The sequence below is a fragment of the Mesorhizobium sp. WSM4814 genome, from assembly GCF_055811595.1.
In genome coordinates this window covers 215564-229480 of record NZ_JBVVQT010000006.1, presented here as the reverse complement: position 1 = coordinate 229480, position 13917 = coordinate 215564, and the positions used below count along the sequence as shown (strand labels likewise).

The following is a 13917-nucleotide window of genomic DNA, read 5'->3' as shown; positions in this document are numbered from 1 at the left end:
TCCAATTGAAAAAGCCGGGCTGAACCCGGCTTTTCTAAGAATTTGTCCATGACAATTGCGTTATTGCGCCGGAGCCGGTGCGGGAGCAGCAGGGGCCGGAGCTGGGGCGGCCGGTGCTTCACCCTCTGCCGGCTTGGCCGGTGCCGCGCCTTCGGCGGGCGCGGCTGCATTTTCGGCCGAAGCGCCGGGTGTCGGCAGCGGCTTCGGACTGTCCGACAGCGTGCGCAGATAGGCGATGACGTTGGCACGGTCCTCGTCTTTCGGCAGGCCGGCGAAGCCCATCGCCGTGCCCTTCACCAGCTTCTTCGGCGAAAGCAGAAAGTCATTGAGGTGGTCGTAGGTCCATTTTTCCGCGCCGCCCTTGGAAAACTCCTTCATCCCCGCCGAATAGGCGAAGCCCGCATGTTCGGCGATGGGACGGTCGACGATGTCCCACAGATCGGGGCCGACCTTGTTCGGTCCGCCTTTTTCACCGGTGTGGCAGGCTTGGCACTTCTTGAACACGGACGCACCCGCCTCGACATTGGCGTTGGCCAGGAGGTCGGCGATCGGCTTGGCTTCGGCGGGGGCTGCCGGGCCGCCCTCGGCAGGCTCCTCGGTCGCCTCGATGGCGTAGCCGGGTTTTTCCGGTGCTGGGGAGGCGAACAGCGCGTCGGATATGATGCCGACCGAGAAGACGACGAACACGGTTCCGAGCAGGCCGCCGATCAGCTTGTTGATTTCGAAAGAGTCCATACGCCCCAGGCTCCCTTTTCCGGCGGACCGATCCGTCCACTCCGTCCGTCGGTAATCGTGAACCACCCCGCGAGGCGGTCAAATCGGGCGGAAACTAGGTCTTTTGCTCTGGCGTTGCAACACCTATAAGGGCGCTTCCAGTGAGACCTTTTGCCACTTTTCCCTTCCTCTTTTTCGGATGCTTCATCACCCGATGTCCACGCTCATCCTCATCCCGGCCCGCATGGCCTCGACCCGCCTGCCGGGCAAGCCGCTGGCCGACATCGCCGGCGTTCCGATGATCGTCCATGTCGCCCGCCGCGCCGCCGAGGCGGGGCTCGGCCGGGTGGTGGTCGCCACCGATACTGACAGCGTGGCGGAGGCGGTGCGGACGCACGGTTTCGAGGCGGTGATGACGCGCGTCGGCCATGAATCGGGCTCCGACCGCATCTTCGAGGCGCTGGCCACGCTGGATCCCGGGCGCAAGGTCGAAACGATCGTCAATGTGCAGGGCGACCTGCCGACCATCGATCCCGACATCATCAAGGCTGCACTGAAGCCTTTCGAGGATGCGACGGTCGACATCGCCACGCTTGGCATCGAGATCGTCCGCGACGAGGAAAAGACCAACCCGAATGTCGTCAAGATCGTCGGCTCGTCGCTGTCGGAGACACGGTTGCGGGCGCTCTATTTCACCCGCGCCACCGCACCCTGGGGCGAGGGGCCGCTCTATCATCACATCGGCCTCTATGCCTATCGCCGCTCAGCGCTCGAGCGGTTCGTCGCGCTGCAGCCGTCGCCGCTGGAACGGCGCGAGAAGCTCGAGCAGTTGCGGGCGCTGGAGGCCGGCATGCGCATCGACGCCGAGATCGTGCAGTCGGCGCCGTTCGGCGTCGACACGCCGGACGATCTCGAACGCGCCAGAACCGTCCTTTCAACCTGAGACATCTGGACACCTGAGACATTTGGCATGCCTGAGAAAACCAACAGAATAGCCTTCCAGGGCGAGCCGGGCGCCAATTCCGACACCGCCTGCCGCAACATGTTCCCTGATATGGAGCCGTTGCCGTGTCCGACCTTCGAGGACGCTTTCAATGCGGTCGAGACCGGCAAGGCCGACCTCGCCATGATCCCGATCGAAAACACGATTGCCGGGCGCGTCGCCGACATCCATCATCTCCTGCCGGAATCGAAGCTGCACATCGTCGGCGAATATTTCCTGCCGATCCATTTCCAGCTGATGGTTCTGCCGGGCGTCAGGCGCGACGAGATCAAGACCGTGCACAGCCACATCCACGCGCTCGGCCAGTGCCGCAAGTATATCCGCAAGAACGGCTGGAAGCCGGTGGTCGCCGGCGACACGGCGGGCGCCGCCAAGCTGGTTGCCGAGCTGAAGGACCGCACCATGGCCGCGTTGGCGCCGGCGCTGGCTTCGACGCTCTACGGGCTCGACATCATCGAGCAGAATGTCGAGGATACCGACAGCAACGTCACCCGGTTCGTCGTGCTGACCAGGAACAGGCAGTGGGCCGAACGTCCCTCGGCCGAGGCTAGGATGATGACGACGTTCATCTTCCGCGTCCGCAACGTGCCGGCCGCGCTCTACAAGGCGATGGGCGGCTTCGCCACCAACGGCGTCAACATGACCAAGCTGGAGAGCTACCAGCTCGGCGCATTCACGGCGACCCTGTTCTATGCCGACATCGAGGGTCATCCCGACGATCCGCTGGTAAAACTGGCGCTCGACGAGCTTGCCTTCTTCTCGCGCGAAATGCGGATTCTGGGCGTCTACCCGGCCAGCCAGTCGCGCGAGCAATGGAAGGTGGCGGACTAGCGCAGCGCCTTGCCAGGTGACGAGCATCGGGCGACATTCCTGCGATGTGGCTTTTGAAACTGACGCTCGCGGTCGCTGGATTGTATGCGGTGATTGTTGCCGTCGTGTATGCGCTCCAGTCCTGGCTGATTTTTCCGGCCGGCCTTGCGGGGTTCGGACCCGATCTGCCGGCTGGGGCCCGCCATGTCGAACTGGCGACGGGGGATGGCGAGCGCGTCGTTCTGGTCCGCCTGCCGGCAAGGCAGGCGCCGGCCGAGCCACGCCCGCTGCTGCTGGGGTTCGCCGGCAACGCCTGGAACGCCGACGCACTTGCCCTCATGCTGCACCAGTTATTTCCCGAACACGAGGTCGCTGCGCTGCACTACCGCGGCTATGCGCCGAGCAGCGGCAGCCCGTCGGCCGCCGCCCTGTTCGAGGACGCCCGACGCGCCCATGACCAGCTGGCCAGCGATGCCAAAGCCGGCATCGTCGCCATCGGCCTTAGCATCGGCGCTGCGGTTGCGGCCGATCTGGCGACGGCCCGGCCGTTGCGCGGTATCGTCACGGTGACCCCCTTCGATTCGCTCAGAGAACTCGCCGCTCACCACTATCCCTGGCTGCCGGTGCGCCTCTTGCTGCGGCACCGCATGGAGACGGCAGAAACGCTGCGCAACCTCGATGTGCCCACGGCCGTCATCACCGCCGAGAATGACACCATCGTACCTGCGGCGCGTTCGGCACCTCTGCGCGAGGCTGCCCGTGACCTGCGCAGCCACATCGCCATAGCGGCTGGCCACAACGACCTCTATGGCCATCCCGACTTCGCCGGAGCGCTACGCGCCTCCGTTGCGGCGGTCACGCGCGATTGAAAAACAATTCGCAGATGTCGGAATTCCGGCGCGACATTCGTCCTTTGCTTGCCGCAATCTGAAGAAGGGAGACGACGAGATGAAGGCCTGCCCATGACCCCCACCATCACTGCCTTTGAACGGTCGCCCGATCGCGGCAGGGGACTGGCGCGCGACATGCGTGTTCGCTGGGCGCTTGAAGAAGTCGGCCCGCCCTACAAGGTTCGTCTCGTTTCGTTCAAAGCGATGAAGGAACCCGCGCATCTCGCGCTTCATCCTTTCGGGCAGATTCCGACCTTTGAAGAAGGCGATCTCGCGCTGTTCGAGTCGGGGGCGATCGTGTTCCATATCGCCGAGCGCCATGCGGGCCTGCTGCCAGACGAGGCGAATGCCAGGGCGCGCGCAATCTCATGGATGTTTGCCGCGCTAAACACCGTGGAGCCGCCGATCCTTGAACGCCAAACCGCCGTGCTCCTGGAGCGCGACGAGACCTGGCACGAACAGCGCCTGCCTATGGTCGAAGATCGCATCCGTGACCGGCTGGGCGAGCTTTCCGGTCGTCTTGGCGATGCCGACTGGCTCGATGGCGCGTTCAGCGCCGGGGACCTGATGATGGTGCACGTGCTGCTAAGGTTGAGCGGGTCGGGTATACTGGACGAATATCCGAATCTCTCCGCCTATGTCGCCCGCGGCGAAGCCCGGCCCGCCTACAAGCGTGCTTTCGCCGCTCAGCTGGCGGTTTTCACCGGCAAGTCACCAACTTAGCTCAGCGGCGCGTAGTCGATCTCCAAAAACGCCGCGACTTCCGGGATCCAGCGGTCGCGGACGAAGGCGACGTGATCGGGATGGTCGTTGTAGCCGGAATAGGCAGCCTGGTCGGCGAACTCCATCGAGAAGCCGAAGCGATAATCGTTCTTCGGGCTGACCTGCCGCAACTGCTCGAATTTCTCGACGCCCGGTATCGCCGCCAGTATTTTGGCGTCTGCCAGAAATTTTGCCTCCTCGGCCGAGTTCTCCTTGTGCCTCAGCCTGAACACCACTGTATGACGGATCATTTTTGCTTCCCCTGCAGGCTATGCGCTGTCGGCCCAGGCGCGGATGAGGTTGTAGGCGATCGCCCCCTTCGGCGGCGTGACCAGGCCGCCCGGATGCTCGCGGGCCAGCATCGACAGCACCTCGTCGCGAAAGAACCAGCGGCAGTCTTCCAACTCGTTGAGGTCGGCCTGGATGTCGTCGTTGAGCGGCTCGCCGAAGCAGCCGATCATCAGCGAATAGGGAAACGGCCAGGGCTGGCTGGCGTGATAGACGACGCGGCCAAGCCGGATACCGGCTTCCTCCAGCGTTTCGCGGCGCACCGCCGCCTCGATCGTCTCGCCAGGTTCGATGAAGCCGGCAAGCGCCGAATACATACCGGGCGCGAAATGCCGGCCGCGACCGAGCAGGCATTTTTCCCGCGTCGCCGTCAGCATGATCGCCACCGGGTCGGTTCGCGGAAAATGCTCGGTGGCGCAGGCCGGGCAAAGCCGCTTGTAGCCGCCGGCCCGCATCGCGGCTTCGGCGCCGCATTTGCTGCAGAAGCGGTGGCTGGCATGCCAGGCGAGCAGCGCTGCTCCTTGCGCCATCGCGCCGGCCGCCGCCTCGTCGATCAGCCCCTGCATGTAGACCGAGCGATAGTCGATGGCCTTGATCGTCTCCGGCAGTTGTTCGGGATCGAGCCCGGCCGGCACGGCGAGCACCGGGCCGCTGTCGGAAAAACCGAGCAGGACGCCACGGTCGAGCAACGCCTCGAGCGGCTGGCTTTCCTCGGCGCCGAACCAGGGGTCGAAGCCGCCACCAATGAGCTTCAGGTAGAGCCGCCCGCCATGCATCAGCAAAAGCCTGGCTGAAGGATCGGCGAGCGCCTTTTCGACGGAATCGTCGGCGCGGTTTTCCGATTGCCGGTCGATCATGTTGCCGGCAAAGCCGACGAACTGGCTCGGCTCGCGCAAGGGCGCGTCAAACAGGCGGAAGCTCATCGAGACCCAACTTCAGGATGGACATGGGAAAGGCTTATAGCGCCGCCTTTATCTTCTGCGCAAACCGGCGCAGGTCCGAGCGCTCGTAGGGCTCGCGCATGCCGTGCCCCCACACCGGGCCCGGCCAGCCGGGATCTCCTTCCGAGCGCGCAATGACATGGACATGCAACTGGCGGACGATGTTGCCAAGTGCGCCGCTATTTATCTTGGTGCAGCCGGTCACGCTTTTCAGCGCCTGCGCCACCATATTGGTCTCGAAGGTCAGCATCGCCTGGTCGAGCGGCGTCAAATCATGGATTTCCTCCGCGCCCGGCCGTTGCGGCACCAGAAGCAGCCACGGCCAGCGGCGGTCGTTCATCACGCGCAACTCGCACAGGCCGAGCCACATCAACTGCTCGCTGTCGGCCTCCAGACGAGCATCCAGCGTGAATCCGGCCTCGAGGCCCGGCGACATCGGCGTTTCCTTCACTTTTGTAGTATTTTTTACTTCATGGACGCTAGAGCGGCTGCCGTTAGCCCGCAAGAGGGCGGCAAGCGAATCAAGGCCGATCGTGGCGATGATGGTCCGGCGAAGAACTCAGGGTATGGCCTGCCAAGACTTTGGGCTGGAATGAAGCCACCATCTCGCGCCCCCTCTGGTCTGCCGGCCATGGCTTTCGCTCATCTGTTCTTGCTTTGTGCCGGCCGCTATGCCAGTAGTTTCAACATGGTGCTTAATCGCGCCAGCGATCCGCCTCCGAGGCGGTTTTTTATTTTCTGGTTTCGCCGCCCGTCACTGCGCCCTTGCATTTCATCGCCGGATTGCCGATATGGGAAGCGGGAGGTTGGTGGTGGACGGTCCACTCGCCAACCGGGTCAGGTCCGGAAGGAAGCAGCCCTAACGAGCCCGGAACGGGTCATTGTTCCAGCCTCCCACCTCTTCGCCTTTCTCCCGCGATATTGACGGCGCCAAGCCCTGCGGGCGAAACTATGCGCAGAAATCGGCCGCCTTGAGCCGCGGCCCTTGGAGCTTTACGGGCGAATGAGCGAAGCCGGAAATTCGGGAACGGAAAAGGCCGCCGCCTACCGCGTTCTGGCGCGCAAATACCGTCCCGCCAATTTCTCCGAACTGATCGGCCAGGAGCCGATGGTCCGCACCCTCACCAACGCTTTCGCCACCGGCCGCATCGCCCAGGCCTGGATGCTGACCGGCGTGCGCGGTGTCGGCAAGACGACGACGGCGCGCATTCTCGCGCGGGCCCTGAACTACAAAACATCTGATGTCGACCAGCCTTCGGTCGATCTTGCCGTGCCGGGCGAGCATTGCCAGGCGATTATGGAAGGCCGCCATGTCGACGTCATCGAGATGGACGCCGCCTCGCACACCGGCATCGACGACATCAGGGACATCATCGAGCGCGTGCGTTATGCGCCGGTGTCGGCGCGCTACAAGGTCTACATCATCGACGAAGTGCACATGCTCTCGACGCAGGCCTTCAACGGCCTGCTGAAGACGCTGGAAGAGCCGCCGCCGCACGTCAAATTCATCTTCGCCACCACCGAAATCAGAAAAGTTCCGATCACCGTTCTGTCGCGTTGCCAGCGCTTCGATCTCAGGCGTATCGATGCCGGCACATTGGTCGCGCACCTCTCCTCGATCGCCGGAAAGGAAGGCATCGCGGTCGATGACGACGCGCTGGCGATGATCGCCCGCGCGGCCGAGGGCTCGGCGCGCGATTCGCTGTCCATTCTCGACCAGGCGATCGCCCATGGCAGCGGCGCGGTCAGCGCCGAAGCGGTGCGCGCCATGCTCGGGCTGGCCGACCGCGCCCGCATCGTCGACCTGTTCGAACATGTGATGAAGGGCGATGTGGCGGCCGCACTGGCCGAATTCCGCAACCAGTACGACACCGGCGCCGATCCGGCCGCTGTGCTGACCGACCTGGCCGAGTTCAACCATCTCGTCACCCGGCTGCGCTTCGTGCCGACAGCCCTCGAGGACGCCTCGCTGTCGGAGGACGAGCGCCGGCGCGGCGCCGATTTCGCCAAGGCGCTGTCGGTCAGGGTGCTGTCGCGGACCTGGCAAATGCTGTTGAAAGGCATTCCCGAGGTGCAGTCCTCCAACCGGCCGGTCAGCGCCGCCGAAATGGTGCTGATCCGGCTGGCGCATGCCGCCGACCTGCCGACGCTGGACGAGGCGCTGAAATCGCTGGAGAGCGCAGCGTCGGTGCCGAATGGCGCGCCACGCTCGAATGGTGCGCCCGCAAGCTCTGGCCCAGCAAATCCGGGTAATGGTGGCGCCAGCGCCGTGGCGCAGGCGCGGATGCCGACGGCCAATGGCGGCGCCCAGACGATGCGGCTGGTCGAACCCGAGCCGATGCCTGCGCCTTTCGTTCCGGCGCCGGAGCCGGTCGCCGATGCGCCGCCAGTGCCGGTTAAATCGCTGGCCGACATCGTCGCCCTTGCCGACGCCCAGCGCGACATCGCTTTCAAGGTGCTGGTCAAGCGCTGCGTGCGCCTGGTGCGCATCGAGCCGGGCCGTATCGACGTCAGCCTGACCGATGACGCGCCGAAGATGCTGCTCAATGATCTGACCGCCAAATTGCGCGCCTGGACCGGCCGCAACTGGCTGGTGTCGCTGTCGAAGGAAGCGGGCGGCCAGACGCTGGCCGAGATGGAATCGACCAAACGCGAAAACGCCCTCCTCGATGCCAAGAGCGACCCGACCGTCGCCGCCATCCTGGCGCGGTTTCCCGGCGCCAAGATCATCGACGTGCGTATTCCCGACGCACCGGAAGCCGATGCGGCGGAGGCAGAGGTTCCGATCGAGCCGGCCACCGACGAAGACGAAACCTGAGCAACCGAAGGTCAGCGAAGCAAAAAATTGAGAGCCGGTTTTCGGAGAAGATCGTGCTTAAACAAGAAACAAATCAATCGTAGAGGACAACGCGATGAAAGATCTTCTCGGCCTGATGGGCAAGGCGAAAGAAATGCAGGCCAAGTTCCAGGCCATGCAGGACGAGATCGCCACCTTGGAAGCCACCGGACAGGCCGGCGGCGGCTTGGTCAGCGTGACGCTGACCGGCAAATTCGAGATGAAGGCGCTGAAAATCGACCCATCGCTGTTCAAGGAGGACGAGGTCGAGATTCTGGAGGATCTGCTCCTCGCCGCCCACAATGACGCCAGGGCCAAGGTCGAGCAGATGATGCAGGAAAAGACCCAGGCGCTGACCGCCGGACTGCCGATACCGCCGGGAATGAAGCTGCCGTTCTAAGGTGCTGTATGCCGGTCGAGCGAGCCCATGGCTTTGGCCCGGCCGGCCACGCTGCGAAGGCTGCGACGCTCGAAGGTCATGCCGTTACAATGGCCGAAGAGCGCAGCGGTCAACGCGGCCAGCTGTGTCCATTAGGCAACTCCGCTCACTTAATAACGCTTTAGCCATCTTTTTGCCCGAAAGTGTCTCATTCTTGCCGCAACCAGGGGCGGGCTGGCGACAGAATGAGGGGATATCTTTGATCGTGACCCGATGGAAGACGCCGTTGCTGCTCGGCGTCATCACCTCTCCGCTGTTTTTGGCCGCCTGCAGTCAGACCACGCACGGCCTGTCCGTGGCCAGCCTGACCGATACCGCTAGGTCCCGGCCCTACAATCACACAGCGAAGGACAAGGAGTGCCTCCAGCGCGCGATGTTCTTCGAATCCAACCGGTCGAGCCGCGACGGCATGATTGCCGTCGGCACGGTGGTGATGAACCGGCTGCGCTCCGGCAAGCACGGCAACACCATCTGCCAGGTGGTCGGCGAACGCGGCCAGTTCGCGCCGGGCGTGATGACACGGCCGATGAATTCGAAGGCGATGCCCGATGTCGAGGAAGCCGCCGAGGCGGTGCTCAAGGGCGAGCGCAAGACCAAGCTGAAGAACTCGATGTTCTTTCACACCGCCGGCCTGCGTTTCCCCTACAAGAACATGCACTACACCATGGTCGCCGGCGGCAACGCCTTCTACGAAAAGCGCGGCCGCAACTGGAAACCACTGCCGGACGAGCCAACCGTCGCGGTGGCGCAGGCGACGCCGCGGCGGTCGCGCGCCGCACCGGTGACGCTCATGGCCTCTGCTGCGCCGGCCGCCAAGGCGGCGCCCAGCAAGGTGACCTATGTGACGGCGATCGCATCGCAGCCGGCAAAGGCTACTTCAGGGAAGGCAACACCGGAGAAGGTGACCTTTGTGGCGATGCAGGAGCCGGACGCCGCCCGTTTCGGCAGCACCGCCGGTGCGCAACCGGCTACGTCATTTTCGGCGGCGCCGGCCGAGCCGACGATGTCGTTTGAATCGACACCCGAGAACACCGATGCCATCGGCGCGATGATCGCCGGCCAGGGCAGGCCGCTGCAAGCCTACTGAGCTATTGATAGTCGACGTCGGCAACGCAAGCCGACGCGATTGTCCCGCAGCAGCGTCGTTGCGTTCGAAGGACACGCGCCGCAGGACAGTTCCAAAACCCATTGAAAAATCCTAAACCGATGCGATGTCGAAGCGAATCGCCGGTCCCGAGATCGAACGCCTGATCCAGCTCCTGGCCAAGGTGCCGGGGCTTGGGCCCCGTTCGGCCAGGCGGGCAGCGCTTCACCTCATCAAGAAGAAGGAGCAGTTGCTGTCGCCGCTCGCCGCCGCCATGAGCGAGGCGGTCGACAAGGTGCGCATCTGCTCGACCTGCGGCAATGTCGATACGTCCGACCCCTGCATGATCTGCACCGATCCGCGCCGCGACGCCGGCACGCTCATCGTCGTCGAGGACGTGGCCGACCTGTGGGCGCTGGAGCGGGCGGCCGCCATGAATGTCCGCTATCACGTGCTCGGCGGCTCGCTGTCGCCGCTCGACGGCATCGGCCCCGAGCAGCTCAACATCCGCTCGCTGGTCGACCGCGTCGCCGGCGGCGAGGTCAAGGAGGTGATCCTTGCCGTCAACGCCACCGTCGAGGGCCAGACCACCGCGCATTATCTCACCGATCAATTGTCCGGCTTCGATATCAAGGTGACGCGGCTGGCGCATGGCGTCCCGGTCGGCGGCGAACTCGACTATCTCGACGAAGGCACGCTGGCCGCCGCGCTGCGCTCGCGGACGGCGTTTTGAGGCGATTGGGGGGAGGTATTCTTGAGATGATTGCGTTCTGTGGCGCCCCCCTCTGTCCTGCCGGACATCTCCCCCACTTGGGGGGAGATTGGCTGTCATCCCGGCTTTCGCAAACCTCCAGCGTTGGAGGAAAAGCGCCGTGGTCAAAGCTGCCAATCTCCCCCCGAGTGGGGGAGATGTCCGGCAGGACAGAGGGGGGCGCCACAGAACGCGGACTTCGCGGACTGGCGATTTTTCTGGTCGCGCTAACCGGACTTTTGATTTCCACCCCCGCCTCCGCCACAAAACTCGACACCCAGTTCCGCGCCTGGCTCAACAACGACCTCTGGCCCGAAGCCAACGCCAACGGCATCTCCAGAAAAACCTTCGACGCCGCCTTCGACGGCATCAAACCGAACCTCAAACTGCCCGACCTGGTAATGCCGGGCAAAAAAGCGACGACGCCGCAAAAGCAGCATCAGGCCGAGTTCGATTCGCCCGGCGCCTATTTCGCCGAAAAGACGGTTCGCGCCGTGACCGCTGGTGGGCGCACCCGCAAGGCGGCCAATGCCAGGACCATTGCCGCGATCGAGAAGCGCTACGGCGTGCCGGGCGAGGTGCTGCTGGCGATCTGGGGCCGCGAGAGCGGCTTTGGCGCGGCGAAAATGCCTTACGACGCCTTCGAAGTGCTGGGGACCAAGGCCTTCATGGCGACCAGGAAGGATTTCTTCCGTACCGAGCTTATGGCGGCGCTCGAGATCGTCGAGCGCGGGCTGGCCCCGGTCGGCGCGATGAAATCGTCATGGGCCGGCGCACTCGGCCAGCCGCAGTTCATGCCGAGTTCGTTCCTCAAACATGCCGTCGACTTCGATGGCGACGATCGGGTCGACATTTGGAACTCGGTGCCGGACACGCTGGCCTCGATCGCCAACTACCTCGTCCATTATGGCTGGGTGAAGGGCCGCGGCTGGGGTTTTGAGGTGACGGTGCCGGAAGCGGTCTCCTGTTCGCTCGAAGGCCCGGACCAGGGCAAGAGGATTTCCGAGTGGGCTGATCTGGGCATCAAGCGCATCGCGGCAAGACCGTTCCCGGCGCGCGAATTGAAGGCCGAAGGCTTTCTTCTGATGCCGGCCGGGCGCAGCGGTCCAGCCTTCATCGTCACGCCCAATTTCTACGTCCTGAAGCAATACAACACCAGCGATCTCTACGCCCTGTTTATCGGCCACGGCGCTGACCGCATCGCCAACGGCGACAGCAATTTTTCGGGGCGCTGGCGTGCGGTCGGCGGGCTCCACAGGTCCGACATCGCCACCTTGCAGCGGGCGCTGGAGGCCGAGGGCTACGACGTCGGCAGCGCCGATGGCCTGCCCGGTTTCAAGACGCGCCGGTCGATCGGCAAATGGCAGGCGAAGAACGGTCGCGCCGCCACCTGTTTTCCCGACGCCGACCTGGTCACCGCGTTGAAATAGCTGCACTCCGGGTGTCGTTTTCGGCGGTGGTTGCTTGCCTGATCTGGTCCAACAAACAGCTTTGCAAATGCTCGTTGCCGCGCCTGAAACCGCCGGATATGGTGAGGCCGAACTGGATAAAAATCACCTAGACGCCGGTTCAGGGTCACCGTCCGATTAGAGCGCCGCGCGTCCGTTGGACGCGCAAGGGACGCTCTAAGACTTTGAACTACACATCGTGCTTTCCGAAAATCGATTCCGATTTTCGGGCCGATGTGTCAAGTAAATGCCAAAACCCTGAGCCGGGAACTCAGGTCAACAAAACAGGGAACAGTTAAAAATGATGATGGAAAAGTTTGCCCTACGCTCCCGCGTCCTGCTTGCCGGCGCAGCCATGTCCGCGCTGCTTCTGGCCGGTGCGCCTGCCCTTGCTGTCACGCCGGCCGACACGCTGGTCGAGGGTTTCGCCATCGACGACATCATCTCGATGGATCCGGGCGAGGCGTTCGAGCTGTCGACCGCCGAGGTCACCGGCAACACCTACGACCTGCTTGTCCGCCTCGACTTGAGCGACACGTCCAATGTCAAGGGCGATCTCGCCGAAAGCTGGACTGTCTCCGACGACGGCCTGACCTACACTTTCAAGCTCAAGCCCGGGCTGAAATTTGCATCGGGCAATCCGATCACCGCGGCTGATGTCGCCTATTCGTTCGAGCGCGCCATCAAGCTCGACAAGAGCCCGGCCTTCATCATCGGCCAGTTCGGCATCAATGGCGACAACGTCACCGAGAAAGCCAAGGCCATCGATGACACGACGTTCCAGTTCACCGTCGACAAGGCCTATGCGCCGAGCTTCGTCCTGAACTGCCTGTCGGCAACCGTCGCCTCGGTTGTCGACAGCAAGCTGGTCAAGGAGCATGCCGCCGCGGTGACGCCCAGCGATGACTACAAATACGACAACGACTTCGGCAACGCCTGGCTGAAGACCGGCTATGCCGGCTCCGGCGCCTTCAAGCTGCGCGAATGGCGGGCCAACGAGGTCGTCGTCATGGAGCGCAACGACAATTACCACGGCGAAAAGGCCAAGCTCGCCCGCGTCATCTATCGCAACATGAAGGAAAGCTCGGGCCAGCGCCTGGCGCTGGAGGCCGGCGACATCGACGTTGCCCGCAATCTCGAGCCGAACGACCTCGACGCCATCGCCAAGAACGCCGATCTCACCACCACCAGCGCGCCGAAGGGCACGGTCTTCTACATCAGCCTCAATCAGAAGAACCCGAACCTCGCCAAGCCGGAGGTTCGCCAGGCCTTCAAATATCTCGTCGACTATGATGCCTTGAGCTCGACCATCCTCAAGGGCATCGGCGAGATCCACCAGACCTTCCTGCCAAAAGGCGTGCTTGGCGAGCTGGACGAAAATCCGTTCAAATTCGACCTCGCCAAGGCCAAGGAACTGCTCGCCAAGGCCGGCTTGGCCGACGGCTTCAGCGTCACCATGGACGTACGCAACACCCAGCCGGTGACCGGCATGGCGGAATCGTTCCAGCAGACGCTCGGCCAGGCCGGCGTCAAGCTGGAGATCATTCCCGGCGACGGCAAACAGACGCTGACCAAGTACCGCGCCCGCAACCACGATATCTATATCGGCCAGTGGGGTCAGGATTATTTCGATCCGAACTCCAATGCCCAGACCTTCGCCAGCAACCCCGACAATTCGGATGAAGGCAAGACCAAGACGTTGGCGTGGCGCAACGCCTGGGACATTCCGGAATTGAGCAAGGAAACCGAGGCGGCCCTGCTCGAGAAGGACCCGGCCAAGCGCGCCGCAATGTACCAGGATCTGCAGAGGAAGGTTCTCGAAGCCAGTCCTTTCATCATCGTCCACCAGCAGCTGGAAGTGGCCGGCCTGCGCAAGAACCTCAAGGGTTTTGCGCTCGGCCCGAGCTTCGACACCAATTTCGTCAGCCAGATCTCCAAGGAGTGACGCCGG

The 13917-nt window shown here is 63.6% G+C and carries 14 protein-coding genes and 1 other RNA gene; 11 read left to right on the top strand and 4 right to left on the bottom strand.

Annotated elements, in window-relative coordinates:
• Positions 1-60 precede the first annotated feature (60 nt).
• Positions 61-735, bottom strand: a complete 675-nt coding sequence (locus tag AC0L2V_RS13050) for a c-type cytochrome (RefSeq protein WP_473510274.1) — start codon at positions 733-735, stop codon at positions 61-63.
• Positions 736-928: 193 nt separating this feature from the next.
• Between AC0L2V_RS13050 and AC0L2V_RS13045 the strand changes: the two genes are divergently transcribed.
• The 4 genes from AC0L2V_RS13045 to AC0L2V_RS13030 all read left to right on the top strand — a co-directional run bounded on the left by AC0L2V_RS13045 (position 929) and on the right by AC0L2V_RS13030 (position 4140).
• Complete coding sequence (locus tag AC0L2V_RS13045; RefSeq protein WP_473510272.1) at positions 929-1657, top strand: 3-deoxy-manno-octulosonate cytidylyltransferase; 729 nt, start codon at positions 929-931, stop codon at positions 1655-1657.
• A gap of 27 nt (positions 1658-1684) precedes the next feature.
• Positions 1685-2548 carry a prephenate dehydratase gene (locus AC0L2V_RS13040; protein ID WP_473510270.1) on the top strand — a complete coding sequence of 288 codons (864 nt, stop codon included), beginning with the start codon at positions 1685-1687 and terminating at the stop codon, positions 2546-2548.
• A 44-nt stretch (positions 2549-2592) separates the two neighbouring features.
• Positions 2593-3396: an alpha/beta hydrolase gene (locus AC0L2V_RS13035; RefSeq protein ID WP_473510269.1), complete on the top strand. Its 804-nt coding sequence runs from the start codon at positions 2593-2595 to the stop codon at positions 3394-3396.
• Positions 3397-3489: 93 nt separating this feature from the next.
• On the top strand, positions 3490-4140 hold the full coding sequence (locus AC0L2V_RS13030; RefSeq protein WP_473510267.1) for a glutathione S-transferase family protein: 651 nt from the start codon (positions 3490-3492) through the stop codon (positions 4138-4140).
• Here AC0L2V_RS13030 and AC0L2V_RS13025 read toward each other — a convergent pair.
• Genes AC0L2V_RS13025 through AC0L2V_RS13015 form a run of 3 tightly spaced genes read right to left on the bottom strand, consistent with a single transcriptional unit; the run spans position 4137 to position 5844 of the window.
• Positions 4137-4430 carry a Dabb family protein gene (locus AC0L2V_RS13025; RefSeq protein WP_473510265.1) on the bottom strand — a complete coding sequence of 98 codons (294 nt, stop codon included), beginning with the start codon at positions 4428-4430 and terminating at the stop codon, positions 4137-4139. The genes AC0L2V_RS13030 and AC0L2V_RS13025 overlap by 4 nt on opposite strands.
• Before the next feature lie 18 nt (positions 4431-4448).
• The gene (gene nudC / locus AC0L2V_RS13020; protein ID WP_473510263.1) at positions 4449-5390 is read right to left on the bottom strand and encodes an NAD(+) diphosphatase; all 942 of its coding nucleotides are present in this window, start codon (positions 5388-5390) and stop codon (positions 4449-4451) included.
• Between the two features lie 34 nt (positions 5391-5424).
• A complete protein-coding gene (locus AC0L2V_RS13015; protein ID WP_023802081.1) occupies positions 5425-5844 on the bottom strand; it encodes an HIT domain-containing protein in 420 nt (139 codons plus the stop codon).
• A 365-nt stretch (positions 5845-6209) separates the two neighbouring features.
• Here AC0L2V_RS13015 and ffs point away from each other — a divergent pair.
• The 7 genes from ffs to AC0L2V_RS12980 all read left to right on the top strand — a co-directional run bounded on the left by ffs (position 6210) and on the right by AC0L2V_RS12980 (position 13911).
• Positions 6210-6306: signal recognition particle sRNA small type (gene ffs, locus AC0L2V_RS13010), an RNA gene on the top strand.
• 105 nt (positions 6307-6411) lie between these two features.
• Positions 6412-8226, top strand: coding sequence for a DNA polymerase III subunit gamma/tau (locus AC0L2V_RS13005; RefSeq protein ID WP_473510259.1), 1815 nt, complete (start codon positions 6412-6414; stop codon positions 8224-8226).
• Between the two features lie 94 nt (positions 8227-8320).
• Positions 8321-8644, top strand: coding sequence for a YbaB/EbfC family nucleoid-associated protein (locus AC0L2V_RS13000; RefSeq protein WP_065005911.1), 324 nt, complete (start codon positions 8321-8323; stop codon positions 8642-8644).
• Between the two features lie 238 nt (positions 8645-8882).
• Positions 8883-9770 (top strand): cell wall hydrolase, encoded by an 888-nt coding sequence (locus AC0L2V_RS12995; protein WP_473510257.1) that lies wholly within the window; start codon positions 8883-8885, stop codon positions 9768-9770.
• 124 nt (positions 9771-9894) lie between these two features.
• Complete coding sequence (recR, locus tag AC0L2V_RS12990; protein ID WP_023802085.1) at positions 9895-10500, top strand: recombination mediator RecR; 606 nt, start codon at positions 9895-9897, stop codon at positions 10498-10500.
• Between the two features lie 176 nt (positions 10501-10676).
• On the top strand, positions 10677-11948 hold the full coding sequence (locus AC0L2V_RS12985) for a lytic murein transglycosylase (RefSeq protein WP_473510255.1): 1272 nt from the start codon (positions 10677-10679) through the stop codon (positions 11946-11948).
• Positions 11949-12267: 319 nt separating this feature from the next.
• The gene (locus AC0L2V_RS12980) at positions 12268-13911 is read left to right on the top strand and encodes an ABC transporter substrate-binding protein (RefSeq protein ID WP_473510254.1); all 1644 of its coding nucleotides are present in this window, start codon (positions 12268-12270) and stop codon (positions 13909-13911) included.
• Positions 13912-13917 lie beyond the last annotated feature (6 nt).